Source organism: Actinomyces sp. ICM47 (assembly GCF_905369875.1).
GTDB lineage: Bacteria > Actinomycetota > Actinomycetes > Actinomycetales > Actinomycetaceae > Pauljensenia.
In genome coordinates, this window is the sequence record NZ_CAJPJE010000023.1 from 1 (window position 1) to 19179 (window position 19179).

At 63.9% G+C, this 19179-nt stretch carries 16 protein-coding genes; 5 read left to right on the forward strand and 11 right to left on the reverse strand.

What is annotated here, in order from left to right; genetic code table 11:
- A partial coding sequence (locus tag QZ149_RS05940; RefSeq protein WP_291450391.1) for a nicotinate phosphoribosyltransferase occupies positions 1–911 on the forward strand: 911 nt, incomplete at its 5' end.
- Between the two features lie 105 nt (positions 912–1016).
- On the opposite strand, the gene QZ149_RS05945 is transcribed toward QZ149_RS05940, so the two are convergent.
- The 7 genes from QZ149_RS05945 to QZ149_RS05975 form a co-directional block, all read right to left on the reverse strand.
- Positions 1017–2759, reverse strand: coding sequence for a DEAD/DEAH box helicase (locus QZ149_RS05945; RefSeq protein WP_291450392.1), 1743 nt, complete (start codon positions 2757–2759; stop codon positions 1017–1019).
- Complete coding sequence (locus QZ149_RS05950; protein ID WP_009647810.1) at positions 2756–3088, reverse strand: DUF3039 domain-containing protein; 333 nt, start codon at positions 3086–3088, stop codon at positions 2756–2758. The genes QZ149_RS05945 and QZ149_RS05950 overlap by 4 nt, the downstream gene beginning before the upstream one ends.
- Positions 3089–3217: 129 nt before the next feature.
- Positions 3218–3991 (reverse strand): glucosamine-6-phosphate deaminase, encoded by a 774-nt coding sequence (nagB, locus tag QZ149_RS05955; RefSeq protein WP_009648735.1) that lies wholly within the window; start codon positions 3989–3991, stop codon positions 3218–3220.
- A gap of 75 nt (positions 3992–4066) precedes the next feature.
- Complete coding sequence (locus QZ149_RS05960) at positions 4067–4747, reverse strand: copper homeostasis protein CutC (RefSeq protein WP_291450395.1); 681 nt, start codon at positions 4745–4747, stop codon at positions 4067–4069.
- Positions 4744–5676: an ROK family protein gene (locus QZ149_RS05965; RefSeq protein ID WP_291450397.1), complete on the reverse strand. Its 933-nt coding sequence runs from the start codon at positions 5674–5676 to the stop codon at positions 4744–4746. Before QZ149_RS05965 ends, QZ149_RS05960 begins: the two co-directional genes overlap by 4 nt.
- Complete coding sequence (locus tag QZ149_RS05970) at positions 5673–7130, reverse strand: M81 family metallopeptidase (protein ID WP_291450399.1); 1458 nt, start codon at positions 7128–7130, stop codon at positions 5673–5675. Before QZ149_RS05970 ends, QZ149_RS05965 begins: the two co-directional genes overlap by 4 nt.
- Positions 7127–8275 carry an ROK family transcriptional regulator gene (locus tag QZ149_RS05975; protein ID WP_291450400.1) on the reverse strand — a complete coding sequence of 383 codons (1149 nt, stop codon included), beginning with the start codon at positions 8273–8275 and terminating at the stop codon, positions 7127–7129. Before QZ149_RS05975 ends, QZ149_RS05970 begins: the two co-directional genes overlap by 4 nt.
- A 249-nt stretch (positions 8276–8524) precedes the next feature.
- Here QZ149_RS05975 and QZ149_RS05980 point away from each other — a divergent pair, with 249 nt between their 5' ends.
- From QZ149_RS05980 to QZ149_RS05995, 4 genes are all read left to right on the forward strand, one after another.
- Entirely contained in the window at positions 8525–10318 is a 1794-nt protein-coding gene (locus tag QZ149_RS05980; protein WP_291450401.1) for a peptide ABC transporter substrate-binding protein, read from the forward strand.
- 81 nt (positions 10319–10399) lie between these two features.
- A complete protein-coding gene (locus QZ149_RS05985; RefSeq protein WP_291450403.1) occupies positions 10400–11359 on the forward strand; it encodes an ABC transporter permease in 960 nt (319 codons plus the stop codon).
- Positions 11356–12255 carry an ABC transporter permease gene (locus QZ149_RS05990; RefSeq protein WP_291450404.1) on the forward strand — a complete coding sequence of 300 codons (900 nt, stop codon included), beginning with the start codon at positions 11356–11358 and terminating at the stop codon, positions 12253–12255. The genes QZ149_RS05985 and QZ149_RS05990 overlap by 4 nt, the downstream gene beginning before the upstream one ends.
- Before the next feature lie 8 nt (positions 12256–12263).
- Entirely contained in the window at positions 12264–14324 is a 2061-nt protein-coding gene (locus QZ149_RS05995; RefSeq protein ID WP_291450405.1) for an ABC transporter ATP-binding protein, read from the forward strand.
- Positions 14325–14480: 156 nt separating this feature from the next.
- Here the strand turns inward: QZ149_RS05995 and QZ149_RS06000 are convergent, their stop codons facing one another.
- The 4 genes from QZ149_RS06000 to chvE all read right to left on the reverse strand — a co-directional run bounded on the left by QZ149_RS06000 (position 14481) and on the right by chvE (position 19140).
- Positions 14481–14762: an HU family DNA-binding protein gene (locus QZ149_RS06000; protein WP_003790058.1), complete on the reverse strand. Its 282-nt coding sequence runs from the start codon at positions 14760–14762 to the stop codon at positions 14481–14483.
- 410 nt (positions 14763–15172) lie between these two features.
- A complete protein-coding gene (gene mmsB, locus QZ149_RS06005) occupies positions 15173–16348 on the reverse strand; it encodes a multiple monosaccharide ABC transporter permease (protein ID WP_291450408.1) in 1176 nt (391 codons plus the stop codon).
- A complete protein-coding gene (locus QZ149_RS06010) occupies positions 16345–17892 on the reverse strand; it encodes a sugar ABC transporter ATP-binding protein (RefSeq protein WP_291450409.1) in 1548 nt (515 codons plus the stop codon). The genes mmsB and QZ149_RS06010 overlap by 4 nt, the downstream gene beginning before the upstream one ends.
- 63 nt (positions 17893–17955) lie before the next feature.
- Positions 17956–19140 (reverse strand): multiple monosaccharide ABC transporter substrate-binding protein, encoded by a 1185-nt coding sequence (gene chvE, locus QZ149_RS06015; protein WP_291450410.1) that lies wholly within the window; start codon positions 19138–19140, stop codon positions 17956–17958.
- Positions 19141–19179: the final 39 nt, after the last annotated feature.

Sequence of the window (19179 nt, forward strand, 5' to 3'; positions counted from 1 at the left end):
TGACAATCGCGGCCCACGGTCGCCCCTGCATGGACATGGGTGCGCGCCGCGCCCACGAGCGCGCCGCAGTCTCCGCCGCCCGCGCCGCCATCATCGGTGGCTTCCAGGGTACCTCCGACCTCGAGGCGGCCAAGCGCTACGGGATCCGTTGCATCGGCACGGCCGCCCACGCGTTCACGCTCCTGCACGACACTGAGCGCGACGCCTTCGATTCCCAGGTCGCCAAGCTGGGCGCTGGCACGACGCTGCTCGTGGACACCTACGACATCAGGCAGGGCGTCATTAACGCGGTTGAGGCCGCGCGCGCTGCGGGCGGCGAGCTGGGCGCGGTGCGTCTGGACTCGGGCGACCTGGTTGCGCAGGCGTTCAAGGTGCGCGGACAGCTTGACGCGATGGGTGCCACCTCGACCAAGATCACGGTGACCTCCGACCTGGACGAGTACGCGATCGCCGCCCTCGGCGCGGCACCCGTGGATTCCTACGGCGTGGGCACCAAGCTGGTGACGGGCTCGGGTGTGCCGACGGCCGCCCTGGTCTACAAGGTCGTTCAGCGTGAGGATTCCAACGGCGAGACTGTGCTTGTCGCCAAGAAGGCCGAGTCGAAGTCCACGGTCGGCGGTCGCAAGGTCGCCGGTCGTGTCCTGGGCGAGGACGGCTACGCGACCGAGGAACTCCTGCTCGTCGGCACCTCCTTCGAGGAGGGGCAGGCTCTCCTGGCCGAGCGTGGTGCCCGTCCGCTGCAGGTCCAGCTGGTTCGCGGCGGCCAGATCGATGCCGACGCCTGGGGTTCCGAGGCCCTGTCGCGCGCCCAGGAACGCCACCTGCGCGCCCGCAACGAGCTTCCCTACCAGGCATGGCGCCTGTCCGAGGGCGAGGCTGCTATCCCCACGCGCTACGAAAAGGTCGGCTGACCCCAGCTCGACGTATGACGAAGCCCTGGCCTCGTCCTTCTCAATCGGAGGGACAAGGCCAGGGTTCGGTCGTTGGCTCAGCGCACCTGGGTGCGCGGTGGGGCGTTAGTGACGGCCGACGAACCACTCGCGCAGCAGGGCGATGCGCGCTTCGATCTGCTCGGTTGTGGCCTGGGCGACCTCGGGGCCGCCGCAGCGCGAGCGCAGGCGCGAATGGATGGTCGCATGGGTTTCGCCCGAGCGGCGAGACCAGGTGGAAACCAGGTGCTGGAGTTCCTTGCGCTTGGCGGCGCGCAGCTTGTGGGCGGGGATACCCGCATTCTCCTCGCGCATTTTCTGAGCGGCGCGGGTCTTCTTTTGGGCGGCGACCTGACCCGCCTGGCGGGCGCGCAGCAAGGTCGTCACCTGATCGGCGTCCAGGAGGCCGGGAATGCCGAGGTATTCCTGCTCTTCCTCGGAGCCGACCTCGGCACCCGTCCCCCACGCGGCACCGTCGAAGAGGACGCCATCGAACTCAGCGTCGGCACCCAGGACCTCGAATTGGGAGAGCAGGTCGGAAGATGCCTTTTCCTCGCGGTTTGCGGCCGCAACCATGGCATCCTCGGGGTTCCACATGTCGTCTTCGCTGGCTTCCTCGCGCCTGGGACGGTCCAGCGCGTGGTCGCGCTCAATCTCCATGCCGCCAGCGAGGGTCAACAGGGGCACGACGGAGGGGATGAAGACGGTCGCGGTTTCGCCGCGGCGACGCGCACGCACGTAGCGACCGATCGCCTGGGCGAAGAAGAGGGGCGTGGAGGCGTTCGTCGCGTAGACGCCGACAGCCAAGCGGGGGACGTCGACGCCCTCGGACACCATACGCACGGCGACCATCCACTTGTCGGTGGAGTCCGCAAACTCGGAGATACGATCAGAGGCGTCCGCGTCGTCGGACAGAACGACCGTCGGAGCCTTGCCGGTGATGAGGCGCAGGTGACGAGCGTAGGCGCGCGCATGGTCCTGGTTCGAGGCGATGACGAGACCACCCGCATCGGGCACCGTGCGGCGCACCTCCTCCAAGCGTAGGTCAGCGGCGCGCAGGACGGCGGAGATCCACTCGCCTGTGGGGTCGAGCGCGGTGCGCCAGGCCTGCTTCATCATGTCCTTGGTGAGGGGCTCGCCCAGGCGGGCGCTGACCTCGTCGCCCGCGTTGGTGCGCCAGGCCATCTGTCCCGAGTAGGACATGAACAGCACGGGGCGCACGACGCCGTCCTTGAGGGCGTCGCCGTAGCCGTAGGTGTAGTCGGCACGCGAGCGTCGGATGCCTTCCTCATCCTCCTCGTAGGTGACGAAGGGAATCGGCGACGTGTCGGAACGGAAGGGCGTACCCGTCAGAGCCAGGCGACGCGTCGCGTCCGCGAAGGCCTCGCGCACGCCATCGCCCCACGACAGGGAGTCGCCGGCGTGGTGGATCTCGTCGAGGATGACGAGGGTGCGATAGGCGCGGGTACGCGCCGCGTGGACCGCCGGATTGGAGCCGATCTGCGCGTAGGTGACGGCCACGCCGTCGAAGTGGGAACCGGCCACACCCTGCGAGTTCGTGAAGTCGGGGTCGATGTGGATGCCGAAGCGTGCGGCGCTCGAGGCCCACTGGCCTTTGAGGTGCTCGGTGGGGCACACGACGGTCAGCTTATCGATGACGCCGCAAGCGATCAGCTCGGTCGCAAGCGTGAGGGCGAAGGTTGTCTTACCCGCGCCCGGGGTCGCGACCGCCAGGAAGTCGCGTGGGGAGGACGCCATGTAGCGGTCCAAAGCAGCAGCCTGCCAGGCGCGCAGCCTGCCAACGGGTGCGCGCCGGATCGTCTCGCTCACTTATCGGAACCCTTTCCGCCGTCGGAGAAGGGCCAATTACGCCCGTTCTTACCCATCGAATCACGCAGCTCCTTGCAGGTGGGGCACACCGGGTACTGCGACGCGTCGCGGGTAGGGATCCACACTTTGCCGCACAAGGCGACGACGGGCTGGCCCGTCACCATCGAAGAGTTTGCCTTGTCCTTGCGCACGAAGTGGGCGAAGCGGTCGCCATCACCGTCGGTGCGCTCCTTGCGGGTCTCAGTACGCTCCAGCAGGCCGGTCGAGGACGCGGTGGAAGGGCCGGAGGGCGCGGAGGGGCCGGTGGGTTCGTCAAGGGCGTTACGCATGGGGTCCATTGTACGACCCGGATGGGCGTGAAGGCGGGAGGCCGCGTGCGCCGGGAGCGAAGCGTCAGAGGCGACAGAGCCCCGGCCTCATGTGGGCGAGGCCGGGGCAGGGGGACGCAGAAAACTATCTCAGAGGTGTTCCTTCTCCCAGACCTCCTTGTAGAAGTCTGCGAGTTCGAGCTTGGAGGCGGCGGCCTCATCGAGGAGCACGGTGACGTCGGGGTGGTGCTGGAGGATGGACGCGGGCCAGCGCTGAGTCACGCCGCCCTCGATCATAGCCTTGACCGCATCTGCCTTACCCGCACCCGTGGCGATGAAGATGTGGGCGCGCGAGTCCATGATCGTGCCCAGGCCCTGGGTCACGCAGTGCGTGGGAACCTGGTCGATGTCGCCATCGAAGAAGCGTGCGTTGTCGCGGCGGGTCTGCTCGGTCAGGACGCCCACGTGGGTGCGCGAGGCGAGAGTGCCGCCGGGTTCGTTGAAGCCGATGTGGCCGTCGCTTCCGATGCCGAGGACCTGGATGTCAATGCCGCCGTCAGCCTTGATGGCCTCATCGTAGGCGGCGGCACCTGCCTCGAGGTCATCGCACCAGCCGTCGGGACCGTGGGCCGCTCCCTCGGGCATGTCGACGAGGTCGACGAGGTTGCGGTGGATGAAGTTCGCGTAGCCCTCGTAGTGGTCGCGGGGCAGGCCCACGTACTCGTCGAGGTTGTAGGAGCGAACCTGGGCAAAGGAGATCTGACCGGCCTGGTAGCGGCGCACGAGCTCCGCGTAGAGCTTCAGCGGCGAGGAACCCGTGGCCAGGCCGAGCACAAAGTTCGGCTTAGCACGGTAGACCTCGAGGATGCGGTCTGCTGCGAGGGATGCGATCTGATCTTCGTCGTTGAAAATTCCAATTCTCATGTGTTTAACCTTACACTGCTGACGTCGATTTGTCAGACGAATCAAGGGTGATTTTCCAAAAATGCGCGAGCCGAGTTATCCGTGCAGGGCGGCGACAATTCGCTCGGCCTCGGCTTGATCGGTACCGGAGGTCCCGGACGCACGCATGTGGACCTCGCGAGCACCCGAGGCCGCCACGACCTCGGCAACGTTGTGGGCGCGCAAGCCGCCCGAGACGAGGATGATGATGTCCTCTCCCCCGCGCTCGACCAAGCGCGCCAGTGCCTCGGGCTGGGCAGCCGCAGGGTGGCCACCAGTCGTCAGCACGCGGTCATAGCCCAGCTCCATGAGGACGTCGAGACCCCGATCCTGATCGAGTACTTGGTCGAAACCCCGGTGGAAGGTCAGGGATGCTTCCTCGGCGATGTCGCGCAGTCGAGCAGCAGCGTCCACGTTGATGGACCCATCGTCCGCTAAGACACCGACCACGAAGCCCAGACGCACGGCAGTCCCCCGACCGATGGCGCGCAGCGTCACGATGTCGGAGGCGATACGGTCGACCTCTTCGCGCGAATGTACGAAGTTGCCGGGTCGCGGGCGCACGAGCACCTGGACGCCGCCCGCAGGGGCGACCTCAAGGGCGGCAGCCACCTCGTCGAAAGCGGGGGTCAGGCCCCCGCACGACAGGTCAGTGCAGATCTCGATCCGATCCGCTCCCCCATCGCGCGCACGGCGCACGCCCACAGCATCTTCGACGCAAATCTCAACAACCGTCACGGCTGCCACCTTTCATAGCAGGTCGATCCGCCCACGCGGGCGGCCAGGATCGCGGCTCCCCAACGCCCGCCCGCTCCGCCGAGGGAGGCGCGGACGATCTCGGGTGCGTCGCGGAACGTCAGCATCGAGGCAAACTCCTCACGCAGCGGTGCCAGCAGGTTCTCCCCCGCATGGGACAGGCCGCCGCCGATGATGATGCGCTCGACGTCGACGGTGAGCGTCATGTGGGTGAGCGAGAGGGCGAGAGCCCGCACGGCGGTCCCCCACACTTCGGTGGCCACAGGGTCGGTGCCAATTGCTTTCTCGATGGCCTTGGTGCCGATATTCTCGCCGGTTGCCTGGAAGTATCGGCGTGCGATGCCCTTCGCAGAGGCGTAGACCTCCAGACACCCGCGCGAGCCGCACCGGCATGGCTCTCCCCCGGGGAAGATGGGCGCATGCCCGACCTCTCCGGCGCTGAAAGTCGCGCCGCTCCACAGGGCGTCGCCGAGCATGAGGGCGACGGAAATACCGGTGCCGATCGGCATCATGAGGAAGGAGGAAGCCCCGCGCCCCGCACCGAGGAGTCCCTCCGCCAGGCCCGCGGCACGCCCGTCGTGCATGAGGGCGGCGGGAATGCCCGTCGCTTCCTCGACAGCGCGGGCGAGTTGAACGCCACGCAGCTCCAGGTTCGCCGCGTACACGACGGTTCCGTTGTCCTCATCGACGAGGCCGGGGCAAATCAGTCCGACACCCACCAGTCCCGGATAGGCATGAGCCAACCGGGAGCCGATGCTGCCCACCTGCTCGTCCACGGCCTCGCACCTTGTGGGTTCACTCCCCTGCGTGAGGATTGCGCCAGCCTCATCGACGATCATCCACTTGATGGAGGTGCCTCCGATATCGATACCCGCGAATACCGATCCGGCCGTATCTTTGACGGTACTCATGGCACAACCACCTGAGCGTGCAGATCGGGATCTGCCATATCAGGGTCGAAGGGGAACATCGGTCGGTCGATCTTGTGGTGGCCGAGGCGGATGAGGTCCTGGTCGACGCCACCGGGGGTCAGGGCCATGAGCCAGCCCTTCTGGGTCTCGTACAGGTCGGGCTCGAGGTAACCGATCTTGACGACGACGACGTCTGCCTTCGTGATATCCACGCCGAGCAGCTCAAACTGGCAAAACATCGTGTACTGGTTGCGATTCGTGGTCACGATGAAGCGCAGGCCGCCGGTGCGCAGCAGAGCGGTGTGGCCGCCCATCGGGTCGGCGGCGAGGGCCTCGACCGTGGCGCGGACGGTGAGCGGTCCAGGATCGCGGGTATCGATGTGTCCGCCGACCTCGAGGTCTACCCCGGCACCCACGCCGGCCTCCCACGCGACTGCGGCCGCGACGGGGTCGATAATCGAGGCATAAACAACGTCGAGCGTCGCCTCCTGAACGGGCTTCCACGCGAGCAGGGCAGCGAGCGCGACCGTCACGTCGTCGGCACCGCCGGCACCCGGGTTGTCGCCGGAGTCGGAGATGAAGAAGGGCTTGGGGCCCTCCTCGGCGGCGGCCAGGCATTCTTCCATTGAGGCGACGGGGGCGACGAATTCGAAGCGGTCGTGCGCGTCCCAGAAGTACTGGCCGATGCGCTCGGCCTGCTCCTTGACGAGGTCGGCGTCGTCGCCCGTGACGACGACTGCGCCCTTGCAGCGTGGCTGGTCGGCCCACGCGAAGCCGATCCAGATGGCGGCGTCGAGGATGCCATCCATTTCTTCGATGGGGTCGATCATCTTGTAGAGGGACTTGGCGGGTTCGATGCGGGTCGAGGTCTTTTCGCCGGGCAGCAGGACGGGCACGTGGACGAGGGCCTTGACGGGCTTGGGTGCCCCGTTGAGGAGGCGCATGCCCAGGTTGTAGGCGGCGCGACGGCGTGACTCGAGGGCATCCTCGTGGGGCGCGAGGCGGTAGCAGGTGAGGATGTCGCAGCCGTTGAAGAGGTCCTGGGAGACGTTTCCGTGCAGGTCCATCGAGGCGCTGACCATCGGATCGGGGCCGATAACGCCGCGGATCGCGTTGATGAGGTCACCCTCGGCGTCGTCCATGCCTTGGACGCTCATGGCACCGTGGATGTCGAAGAAGAGGCCGTCGAGGGGAGCGGCCGCCGCGAGGCCTTCCAGGATCTCAGCCTTCCAGGCGTCGTAGGCACCGCGTTCGACGACACCGCCGGGCAGAGCTCGTGCGTGCAGGACGGGGATCCACTCGATCTGGGTGGCCCAGTCCTCGTTGCGCCAGTAGAAGCGGTCCATCAGCTCCTCACCGCGCGTGACGATAAAGTCGTCGGCGGTCGAGACGTAGGGCGTGAACGTCGAGGATTCGATGTGGATACCGGCGACCGCAATGCGGGGCTTTGTCATGAGCGATTCTCCTTTGAGATCTTATGGGGGGTGAGAGACGACAGGCCCCAGAGCGCGGCATCACGCCCGGAGCGGGACGACTCGATGACCAGGTTTTCCATGATGGAGGGCAGGCACGATTGGTGAAGCGCGGCGCGCACGCCCGCGCTGAAGGCGTCGACGGCGGACAGGGCTCCGCCGACGATGACTCCTTGGGGTGCTAGGAAGGAGACGAGGTGGGCGATGCTGAGTCCCAGGAGTGTCCCCGCCTGGCGGATGGCGGTAGCGACTTCGGGCACGCCGCCGCGCGCTGCGGCCAGGAGCTGTGCGTTGTTCTCGTAGACGAGGCCGGAGGCAGCCAGGTCGGCTCGAATCGAGTCGGCCGAGGCGATGGTTTCCAGGCAGCCAACGTTGCCACACTTGCAGGGGCGGCCCACGGCCGCCTCAATGGGGATATGCGAGATGTCCCCGGCCAGGCCACCCTGCCCGACGAGGGGGGTGCCATCGACCAGGTAGGCACCGCCGATAGCGGAACCGGCCTTGATGTAGATGAGCGTATCGATGGGGGTCACGCCCCCCAGGCGACGCCGGTAGACGGATTCGCCGATGGCTCCCGCGCGCGCATCGTTTTCGATAATCGCGGGCAGACCACACTGCTGTGCCACGGCCTCGGCGACGTTAATCCCGTCCCACCCGGGCATGCGGGCGGGGCGGATAACTCGCGTACGTTCGGCATCGACGGGGCCGGGCACGGCCAGCGCGAGGCCGCCCACGCGCACGCCGGCTGCTTTCTCCTGGCGGCTGATTTCTTCCATGACAGCCGCAAGGACGGCCTCGGGTCCCTTTGCGATGTCGATGAGGAGGCTGGTGGCGCGCCCGATACCGCGGGTCGGGTCGGTCAGGGCGACGAGGCCGTGGTGGGCTCCCAGCTCGACGAGGGCGAGTGCACCGGTTCCCTCCGACGTGACGAGTCGGCGTGCCCTGCGTCCACCCGTGGAGACAGACTCGTCCGCTTCGGCGATAACCCCGGCCTCGACGAGTCGCGACACAGCCGCTGACACGGTCGACGCAGCAAGTCCGGTTTGTTTGACAATCGCAGGCCGCGTGTCTGCCTGGCCAGAGCCGATGAGTGTCAATATAGCCTCATCGACATCATGAGTCGCCATGACACCTCCCTTGACAAGTTGTTCGGTAACCGCAGTGTTACACGGCACTCAACACTGAGGACAGGACCTATTATGCCTCAGTGGCGAAAGTTTGCTACTTCTTTCGTCGAAAATCGCTGCTATTTTTTCGCAACATTCTCAAATTTATCGAAACCGGCAACATTGGCCGACAATCTGTCATATGATGAAGCTCGTCTGGAGGGACCACGTTCCGCCAGAGTCCCCGATCAACGTTGATTTGGAGTAGTCATGAACCTCAGATTGAAGCGGTGGATCACCGCAGGTGCGGCACTCGCCATGGTCTCCACCATGGGCCTGTCCGCCTGTAGCTCCAACCGTGCGCTCACCTCAGAGACCGGAAAGAACGAGGTCACAATGGCCTCGCGCATCCCCAACTGGATCTTCCCCGTCTCCGCCAAGGGCTACACGCAGGGCGAGAACGGACAGTTCATCCAAGCGATGTACCGCCCGCTCTTCGCCTACAAGTCCACCTCCGAGACGCCCTACAAGATCAACCTCCCCAAGTCCCTGGGCACGGTCCCCGAGGTCTCCGAGGACGGCAAGACCTACACCATTAAGCTCCGCGACGACGCGACGTGGTCCGACGGTACGGCCGTGTCCACCCGCGACATCGAGTTCTGGTGGAATCTGGTGACCAACAACAAGGACCAGTGGGCTTCCTACAAGGAAGGCTTCTTCCCCGACGGAGCCTCGCTCGATATCAAGGACGAGCACACCTTCTCTATCACAACCACCGACACCTTCAACCCGTCCTGGTTCATTGACAACCAGATCAACAAGGTCGCACTGCTCCCCCAGCACGCCTGGGACAAGACCGGTGCAGACGAGACTGTCTCCGACCTGGACCGCACCCCCGAGGGCGCCCAGAAGGTCTTCGCCTACCTGCAGGGCGAGGCCAAGAACCTGTCCACCTACGCCACGAACCCCCTGTGGCAGACGGTGAACGGCCCCTGGAAGCTCTCCTCCTTCACCCCCGATCAGGGCCTCGAACTGGTCCCCAACGAGAACTACTGGGGCGAGGACAAGCCGAAGATCGACAAGCTGATCTACAAGTCCTTCACCGGTGACGACGCCGAGTTCAACTCCGTGCGCTCGGGTTCCATCGACTTCGGCTACATCCCTGCCGCGCAGTACAACCAGCGCAAAGCCGTTGAGAACAAGGGCTACAACGTCTTCCTGTGGCCCGGCAACACCATCACCTACCTGGCCCTGAACTTCGCACCCCAGGCTCCCTCCTCGAAGTACATCAACCAAAAGTACATCCGCCAGGCGATGCAGCAGCTCATCGACCAGCCGACACTGTCGAACAAGATCTGGTCCGACACCGCCTCCCCGACGTGTGGCCCTGTCCCCATGGCAGCTGACAAGGTCGGTACCACCGAAGGCTGCGTCTACAAGTTCGATCCGGACGCCGCAAAGAAGCTCCTGGAAGACCACGGCTGGAAGGTCGTGCCCGACGGTGCCACCGTCTGCGAGAACCCCGGCACCGGCGAGGGCCAGTGCGGCGAGGGCATCGCCGCCGGCGACACGCTGAGCTTCAAGCTCGTCTCCCAGTCGGGCTTCGTCTCCACGCACCAGATGTTCGAAGAGATCATCTCCCAGTTCGGCAAGCTCGGCATCAAGATCGACATGAACGAGGTCCCCGATTCGGTCGGCGCCTCGCAGGCATGTGACGACGAGACCCCCTGCACCTGGGACCTGTCCTTCTTCGGCTCCCAGACCTCGTGGGGCTTCCCGATCTACGCCTCCGGCGAGCGCCTCTTCGCCACTGGCGCCCCCGTCAACCTCGGCCAGTACTCCAACCCCGAGGCGGACAAGCTCATCGAAGAGTCGACGCGCTCGACCGCACCCGATGCTCTCCAGGCATACAACGACTACCTCGCGGAGGACCTCCCCGTTCTGTGGATGCCCAACCCGTTCTACCAGATCACCGCTGTGAAGAAGACGCTCAACCTGGGCGAACTCGACGCGACGGGCGACACCTGGCCTGAGGACTGGTCGTGGCAGACCGAGACTAAGTAAGCGCTCGACCCACCACCTCACGGGGCAGGCGTCCGCACCCGCTCTCATGCGGGCGCCTGCCCCCTTACTGTGGAGTTCGTAATGTTCCAATTCATCCTGAAACGCCTCGGCCAGGCAGTCGTCGTCGTCTTCCTGGTCACTATCATCACCTTCATCCTTCTCCAGTCCCAGCCGGGCGGTGCCGCCCGAGCCGCACTGGGCAAGGACGCGACGAAAGAACAGCTCGCGGCCTTCGATCACGAAAACGGATACGACCGGCCGATCCCCGAGCAGTACGTCACCTACCTCAACAAGATCGCGCATGGCGATTTCGGCTACTCCTACCAGCACAACCAGTCCGTCAACGACCTGCTGGCAGCCCGCCTCCCGCGTACCATCTTCCTCTCTCTGCTCTCCACCATCCTCGCCCTCATCATCGCGATCCCCCTGGGTGTATGGCAGGCGGTGAAGAGAAATAAAGCACCCGACTACATCGTGACGATCGCCTGTCTGCTGGCCTACTCGACGCCGATCTTCTTCGCGGGCCTGCTCCTCATCGTCCTCTTCTCGCAGGTATGGCCGATCCTGCCCAACGACGCCCCGCAGGGCCAAGATCTGGCCGTCATGTGGGAGCAGTGGGACCACCTGATTCTGCCCGTCTGCGCGCTCTCAGTTGGCACAATCGCCGCCTACGCGCGCTACGTGCGTTCCTCGATGGTGGACAACCTCAACGAGCAGTACGTGCGTACCGCCCGCGCCAAGGGACTGTCGGAGTTCCGCGTCGTCTTCGTCCACACGCTGCGCAACGCCATGTTCCCCGTCATCACCATGATCGGCCTCTACATTCCCGCGATGTTCTGTGGCGCCCTCGTTATCGAGACGCTCTTCAACTTCAACGGCATGGGCTACCTGTACTACCAGGCGACCGGCCGACGTGACTACCCGATCCTCCTGGGCGTGGCCCTGATCGTCTCCTTCGCGACGGTCATCGGTGCTCTTCTCGCGGACTTCCTGTACGCCCTGGCCGATCCCCGCATTCGACTGGCAGGACGATCGAAATGACCACCGCTACCGCAACCCCCGATGCGCCCGCGAAGGCGCCCGCTGCCCGCAAGTCGACCAAACTCCAGGGTCTACAGGTTTTCATGGAGAACAAGCTCGCCGTCTTCGGCGTCTGCCTGCTGCTGATTCTGCTGGCGTTCTCCTTCATCGGCCCCATGTTCTACGTGACCGACCAGATTCACACCGACCTGTCCATCTCTCAGATGGAACCATCGGCCGAGCATCCGCTCGGCACGGATATGGTCGGCTACGACCAGCTCGGACGCCTCATGAAGGGCGGCCAGACCTCGATCATCGTCGGCTTGTTCGCCGGCATCATCGCGACCACGATCGGCACCCTGTACGGCGCGATCGCCGGCTTCGTCGGTGGTTGGATCGACGCGATCATGATGCGCATCGTTGACGCGCTCATGTCCGTGCCCGTCCTGTTCCTCTTCATGCTCATCGCCACGATGATCCCGCCGACGGTCCCCGTCCTGATCATCATCATGTCGGCCCTGTCCTGGCTGGGAACATCCCGACTCATCCGAGGCGAGGCCCTGTCCCTGCGCACGCGCGAGTACGTCGTCGCGATGCGCGGCATGGGCGGGTCGATGCCCCGAGCGATCCGCACACACATCGTGCGTAACACGATCGGTACCGTCATCGTCAATGCGACCTTCCAGGTCGCCGACGCAGTCCTCTACGTCGCCTACCTGTCGTTCCTTGGTCTGGGCGCGCAGCCTCCCGCCACCGACTGGGGAGCCATGCTCTCCAACAGCCAGTCGCACGTCTACTCGGGCAACTGGTGGCTGCTCTACCCGCCGGGCGTCCTCATTATTCTGCTGGTTCTGTCGTTCAACTTCATTGGCGACGGCCTGCGTGACGCCTTCGAAGTTCGACTGCGCAAGAGGTGAGAAGAACTATGGCTAACTCTCCGCTCCTGGACATCCGGGACCTCCACACTGACATTGAGATCCGCTCCGGCGTGGTCCACGCCCTCTCCGGTGTAGACCTGCACGTTAACCCGGGCGAAACCCTGGGCATCGTGGGTGAATCCGGCTCCGGTAAGACGATGACCGCCCTGTCCCTCATGGGTCTGCTCCCCCAGGGAGGCTCCGTCTCCTCCGGCCAGATCATTCTGGATGGACAGGACCTGACGAAGCTTGCGCTGAAGGAGAAGCGCAAGCTGCGCGGCACGAAGGTCGGCATGATCTTCCAGGATCCGCTCACATCCCTGAACCCGACCATGAAGATCGGCCTTCAGGTGTGCGAGCCGCTGCGCGTTCACGAGAAGCTCTCCAAGAAGGAAGCTCTCGAACGGGCCGTCGAGATCCTTAAACGTGTGGGTATGCCTCGCCCCGAGGTGGTCATCAACAACTACCCGCACCAGCTCTCGGGCGGTATGCGTCAGCGCGTCATGATCGCCATGGCCCTCGTATGCAAGCCGCGCATCCTGATCGCCGACGAACCGACGACGGCTCTCGACGTGACGACGCAGATGCAGATCCTCGACCTCATCGACGAGCTGCGCGACGAGTACCAGATGGGCGTCATCCTCATCACCCACGACCTGGGCGTCGTCGCCGGGCACACGGACCGTGTGGCCGTCATGTACGCCGGTCGCATCGTGGAGACGGCTCCGACAAAGACGCTGTTTACCGAACCGAAGCACCGCTACACGAGTTCGCTCATGGCTGCCCTGCCCGAGCGTGCCCTGGCCGCCGGCACGAAGCTCTTCTCGATCCCGGGTGCTCCCCCGTCGCTGACCAACCTGCCGGTGGGCTGCCGGTTTGCGGCCCGCTGCCTGTGGGCAACCAACGAGTGCCGCGCGGGCTACCCGGACCTGAGTGGGGACGACACCCACACCTTCTCGTGCTTCCACCCGGTACAGGAGGGTGACGAGTCTCCCGCAGCTCTGCAGGCAAAGCTCGACACGCAGAAAAACGGGGACGAGGCCGGGGCACAGCAGGCCCCGCTGGTGTCCTCGAAGGTCCTGCTCGACGTCAAGGAGGCCTCGCGCGAGTACGAGTCGGCTGGTTCCGGCTTCTTCAAGCGCGACAAGGGCGTTGTTTCCGCCGTGGACCGCGTGTCGATTACCGTCAAGAAGGGCGAGACCTACGGCCTCGTGGGCGAATCGGGTTGCGGTAAGTCGACGATGGGCCGACTCATCGCGGGTCTTGAGCGGCCCTCGGGTGGTGCCATCGAGCTGGATGGGCGCGACCTGGCCACGCTCAAGGGCCGCGACGCGGTGACGATCCACCGCGACGTGCAGATGATGTTCCAGGACTCCTATGCGGCCATGGATCCGCGCATGCGCATCGACCAGATCCTGGCCGAGCCGATGAGCATCCAAAAGACTGGGAACGCTCGCCAGATCGCCGAGCGCATCATGGAGATCATCGAGCAGGTCGGCCTGACCGAAGAAATTCTGGACCGCTACCCCCACGAGTTCTCGGGCGGACAGCTCCAGCGCATCGGTTTTGCTCGCTCACTGACCCTGGCACCCGACTTGATCGTCGCCGACGAGCCGGTCTCCGCCTTGGACGTGTCCGTTCAGGCGCAGGTTCTTAACCTCATGAAGGATCTGCAGGCTGAGCTGGGCCTGTCCTACCTGTTCATCAGCCACGATCTGGCAGTCGTGCAGTACATGGCGGACCGCATCGGCGTCATGTATCTGGGCCGCATCGTCGAGGAGGGACCGGCGAAGGAGGTGGTCGAGAATCCGAAGCATCCCTACACGAAGGCGCTGATCGACTCGATCCCCGTCCCCGACCCCGAGTTCTCCCACGACGACCGAGCCATCAAGCTGACCGGCGAGCCTCCGAGCGCCGTCAACCCGCCCGAGGGTTGCCGTTTCCGCCCACGCTGCCCCTTCGCTGGCGAGGAGTGCAAGATCCAGCCCGCACTCACGGATGAGCGTCACCGCGTGGCGTGCCACCATCCGCTCCTTCAGATTCAGAAGAGGGAAGTGGTGGGCGCGTAAGCACATAGTCGTCTGACCTACTCCAGGGGACGCCCCCGGCCCGATTCGCTCGGGCCGGGGGCAATCGTATGCCTCCCCTGCTGCGAGGCGGGCAGGTATACGTGTGGGGCACGACCAAGTGGTCGTGCCCCACACGTCATGCGTTGGGTTAGCGCGTCACTTGGAAACGGCCTTCTTCAGCGTGGAGCCAGCGGAGAGCTTGACGCCGTAGCCAGCGGGGATCTTGATCTCTTCACCGGTGCGGGGGTTACGGCCCGTGCGAGCGGCGCGCTCGACGCGCTCGACGGAGAGGAGGCCGGTGACCTTGACGGCCTCGCCCTTAGCCAGGGACTCAACGAGGACAGCCTGGAACGCGGCAAGGGCCTCGTCGGCCTTCGCCTTGGTCAGGTCGGCGCGTTCGGCAATCTGAGCGACAAGCTCAGTACGGTTCACGGACATTGAGAAACCTCATTCCTGTTCGTTCTTTGGTTACCACTGTCGTGGCCACGAATGACACAGTACGAAATCTCCGACGATTTCGCCGAGTTTAGGGCCATATTTCGCGGATTTCACGAAAATTGCCCGCATTTCAGCCCAGAAATATACATTTCTGTATTGCACATCACACAAACTTCTCGGCCGTTCAGTGCTTACCCGCCTCCAAACGCGCTATCACCGGCGCATTTTTCGGTAAGGACAGGAGTCCTGTTGAATGATGACACAACCTAGACGGTGCACGTGACAAACACGCACGGCACACGCACCCAGATGGACCCGTGCGGAGGCACGCGCGCAGGAGCACCTCAATCAGCAAGGGTGGGGAGCAGCCTGCCGACAACTCCCCACCCTGATGACTCACGTCCGCACCCTCACGCGGAGGCGCGCTGCTTGTTCCACACGTCGAATGCAACCGCCAGGAGCAGGACTGCTCCCTTGACGATCTGTTGAGTGGAGGTAGAGGCACCCATGAGCTGCATGCCATTGGACATGACGGCCATGATGAGGCCACCGATGAGGGCACCCGAGAGACGTCCAATACCACCGGTTGTCGACGCCCCGCCAATGAAGCACGCGGCGATCGCGTCGAGCTCGAACATGTTGCCGGCCGAGGGCTGCGCGCCGTTCATACGGGCTGAGTAGACGACGCCAGCAACGCCCGCGAGGAAGCCCATGTTGACGTAGCACCAGAAGGTGACCTTCTTGACGTTGATGCCGGACAGAGCCGCCGCGGACTTATTGCCTCCGATCGCGTACACATCGCGGCCGAACATCGTCGAGGAGGCGAGGGTCCCGAAGACGAGCACGAGGATCGCCAGGAGAATCAGAACGATGGGCAGACCGCGCTCAATGGAGAGCTTGTAGGCGAACCACATGACGACGATGCCGATGACAACAATCTTCGCAATGAAGAGCCACATGGCTTCGACGGCCTGATTGTAGGAGATACGGGCACGGCGGGTGCGCAGCTGCTGGTAGGCGAAGCCAGCCACACCGATGCCGAAGATCACCAGGGTGAAGACGTCGAATCCGTTACCGCCCAGAAGGCCATTGAGGAAGCCATTGGCGATGTTGTAGTAGCCCTTGGGGAAGGGAGAGAGCGAGACATTGTCGAGAACCTGGTAGGTCAGGCCACGAAAGAGGAGCATGCCAGCCAGCGTGACGATGAAGCCAGGGATACCCACGTAGGCGACCCAGAAGCCTTGGAAAGCTCCGATCAAGATGCCCATGACGAGGGCGGCGATGACGCCAACCCACCAGGGGTAGCCGTGCCTGATGACGAGAACACCGCTGAGTGCACCCGTCACGGCCACAACCGAGCCGACAGAGAGGTCGATCTGGGCCAGGACGATGACGAAGAGCATGCCGATCGCGAGGATCAGGATGTAGGAGTATTGCAGGACGATGTTCGTCAGGTTGCCCGACGAGAGGAAGGTGTCGGGGTTGAACGCCCAGAACAGGGCGACAATGGCGACGAACGCAATGAAGATGCCGCCCTGACGCAGGTTGGCTTTCAGCGTGTCAACCAGGCTGATTTCGGCGGTCATTTCTGCTCCTCCCTTGCGGGTTCAATAGTCATGAGTTCCATGAGGTTTTCCTGTGTGGCGTCGTCAGCCTTGACCTCGCCGGTGATGCGACCGTACGCCAGGGTGTAGATGCGGTCCGAAACGCCGAGGATTTCCTCGAGTTCGGAGGAGATGACGATGACGGCCTTGCCTTCTTCGACCATCTTGTTGATGAGTGTGTAGATCTCGAACTTCGCGCCGACATCGATGCCGCGCGTGGGTTCGTCGAGGATGAGGACGTCCGCGTCCGTGTAGAGCCACTTCGACAACACAACCTTTTGCTGGTTGCCGCCCGAGAGGGATCCGGCCTGTTGGAGGACGGAGTGAGAGCGGATATTCATTCGCTCCTTGTATTCGACGGCGACCGCCAGCTCCTTGTGTCCATCGACGAGGCCTCGGCGCGAGAGCTTAAACAGGCCAGCGGTGGCCACGTTGTGTCGAATGTCATCGATGAGGTTGAGACCGTACTGCTTGCGGTCCTCGGTCGCGTAGGCGATGCCGTTCTTGATCGCATCCGAGACGGTCTTGATCGTGATCTCTTTGCCATCCTTAAAGAGCTTGCCCGAGATGCACGTGCCGAAAGAGCGACCAAAAATGCTCATCGCCAGTTCCGTGCGTCCAGCACCCATGAGACCAGCGATACCGACGACCTCGCCATGACGCACGTTGAAGGAGGCCCCTGAAATCACAACACGCCCCGCCTGGGTGGGATGGTAGACGGTCCAGTCTTCCACGCGGAAGACCTCCTCGCCGATCTCCACATTGCGCTCGGGATAACGCTGAGTGAGGTCGCGGCCCACCATGAGCGAAATGATCTTGCCTTGCGTGGAGGCGGGGTCCTTCATGTCGATCGTCGCGATCGTCTGGCCGTCGCGCAGGATCGTCGTGCGGTCGGCGATCTTGGCGATCTCTCCAAGCTTGTGGGAGATGATGACGATGGCGACGCCCTGATCGCGCAGGCTGCGCACGAGGTCGAGGAGCTGGGCCGAGTCATTGTCATTCAGGGCGGCGGTGGGCTCGTCGAGGATGAGCAGACGCACGTCTTTGAACAGCGCCTTACCGATCTCGATGAGCTGCTGTTTACCCACGCCGAGCGTGCCGACCTGGGTTGTCACGTTCTCCTCCAGGCCGACCTTTTCCAGGACCTTTTCGGCGCGGTGATTGACCTCGTGCCAGTCGATCAAGCTGAGCTTGCGGGGTTTCTCTGCGCCCAGGAAGATGTTTTCTGCGATCGACAGGTAGGGAACGAGGGCCAGCTCCTGGTGGATGATGCCAATGCCGAGGGCCTCGGAGTCCTTGATGGAACGGAATTGGACTTCCTTGCCATCGAAGATGATGGCACCGTCGTACTGCCCATGTGGGTAGACGCCGGAGAGAACCTTCATGAGGGTGGACTTGCCGGCACCGTTTTCACCGCACAGGGCATGGACTTCGCCGAAGCGGACATCAAGGTTGACATGCTTGAGGACGGGCACACCATTGAAGCCCTTGTCGATGTCGCGCATTTCCAAAATGTTCTGCGTCATGTTTGCATTCCTCGAATCGGAAGGGGTGGGGGGCGGAGCCGATGCCCCGCACCCCGTCGTCGTTTACTTCTTCACGACGCCCGCATCAACGTCGGCTTGGGTGTAGTAACCGGAGTCGATGAGCTTTTCCTTGAGGTTGTCGGTGTAGATGGTTTCGACCTCGAGCAGGTAGGAGGGTACGACCTTCACGCCGTTGTTATAGGTGGTCGTGTCATTAGCCTCGGGTTTGCTGCCCTCAGCCATCGCCTTGATGACCGTCACGGACTGGGCGGCCAGGGTGCGGGTGTCCTTGAAGATGGTGGACTGCTGGATGCCGTCGTTGATCATCTTGGCGGAGGCGATTTCGGCGTCCTGGCCGGTCACAGCAGGCAGGCCGTCCTTGATGGTAGGGCCGTAGCCAGCACCCTGGAGGGCTGTGATGATGCCCCGGGAGATGCCATCGAAAGGCGAGAGGACGCCGGCGAGGGGTTCAGAGCCGCCACCGTAAGTCGAGGTCAGCAGGTCCTCCATGCGCTTCTGGGCGACTTCCTGCTGCCAGCGCAGGATGGCGACCTGGTCGAAGCTGGTCTGTCCGGACTTCACGACGAGAGTGCCGTCGTCAAGGAAGGGCCTGAGAACGCTCATCGCACCATCGAAGAAAAACTTGGCGTTGTTGTCGTCGGGCGAACCGGCGAAGAGCTCAATGTTGAACGGACCCTTGGGGGCACTGTCGAGCTTTTTGCCGTCCTTGTCGGTCAGCCCCAGGCCATACAGCAGCGCGTTGCCCTGAGCGACGCCGACCTTGAAGTTGTCGAAGGAGACGTAGAAGTCAACGTTTTCATTATCACGAATGAGGCGGTCGTAAGCGATGACCGGGATGTTCTTTGCCCCGGCGGTGTCAAGCTGGCTCGAGAGGGCCGTGCCGTCGATGGCGGCGATGACCAGCATGGTGGCCCCATTGGTGATCATCTGGTCGATCTGCTGGGTCTGGGTGGGGATGTCATCGTTTGCGAACTGGAGGTCGACCTCGTATCCGGCCGCCTCGAGGCCCGACTTCACGGCATTGCCATCGGCGATCCAGCGCTCGGAGGTCTGGGTCGGCATAGCGACACCAACCTTGACTGTGCCGCCGTTCGAGGCCGCAGCCCCATTATCGGAACCGGAGGCACCACCGGCACCGCCTCCCGCGCATCCGCTCAGCGCAAGAGCACCGGCCGCACAAGTGGCTGCAACCGTTGCTATCTTTCCAAAGAAACCACGTGTCTTCATGGAATATCTCCTGTTTATTGCCTCGACATCGCTGTCGAT

Coding starts and splice junctions, on each gene's coding strand:
- QZ149_RS05950 (WP_009647810.1), bottom strand. CDS start 3,088: ATGCGTAACGCCCTTGACGAACCCACCGGCCCCTCCGCGCCCTCCGGC.
- nagB (WP_009648735.1), bottom strand. CDS start 3,991: ATGAGAATTGGAATTTTCAACGACGAAGATCAGATCGCATCCCTCGCA.
- QZ149_RS05965 (WP_291450397.1), bottom strand. CDS start 5,676: ATGAGTACCGTCAAAGATACGGCCGGATCGGTATTCGCGGGTATCGAT.
- QZ149_RS05970 (WP_291450399.1), bottom strand. CDS start 7,130: ATGACAAAGCCCCGCATTGCGGTCGCCGGTATCCACATCGAATCCTCG.
- QZ149_RS05975 (WP_291450400.1), bottom strand. CDS start 8,275: ATGGCGACTCATGATGTCGATGAGGCTATATTGACACTCATCGGCTCT.
- QZ149_RS05980 (WP_291450401.1), top strand. CDS start 8,525: ATGAACCTCAGATTGAAGCGGTGGATCACCGCAGGTGCGGCACTCGCC.
- QZ149_RS05985 (WP_291450403.1), top strand. CDS start 10,400: ATGTTCCAATTCATCCTGAAACGCCTCGGCCAGGCAGTCGTCGTCGTC.
- QZ149_RS05990 (WP_291450404.1), top strand. CDS start 11,356: ATGACCACCGCTACCGCAACCCCCGATGCGCCCGCGAAGGCGCCCGCT.
- QZ149_RS05995 (WP_291450405.1), top strand. CDS start 12,264: ATGGCTAACTCTCCGCTCCTGGACATCCGGGACCTCCACACTGACATT.
- QZ149_RS06000 (WP_003790058.1), bottom strand. CDS start 14,762: ATGTCCGTGAACCGTACTGAGCTTGTCGCTCAGATTGCCGAACGCGCC.
- mmsB (WP_291450408.1), bottom strand. CDS start 16,348: ATGACCGCCGAAATCAGCCTGGTTGACACGCTGAAAGCCAACCTGCGT.
- QZ149_RS06010 (WP_291450409.1), bottom strand. CDS start 17,892: ATGACGCAGAACATTTTGGAAATGCGCGACATCGACAAGGGCTTCAAT.
- chvE (WP_291450410.1), bottom strand. CDS start 19,140: ATGAAGACACGTGGTTTCTTTGGAAAGATAGCAACGGTTGCAGCCACT.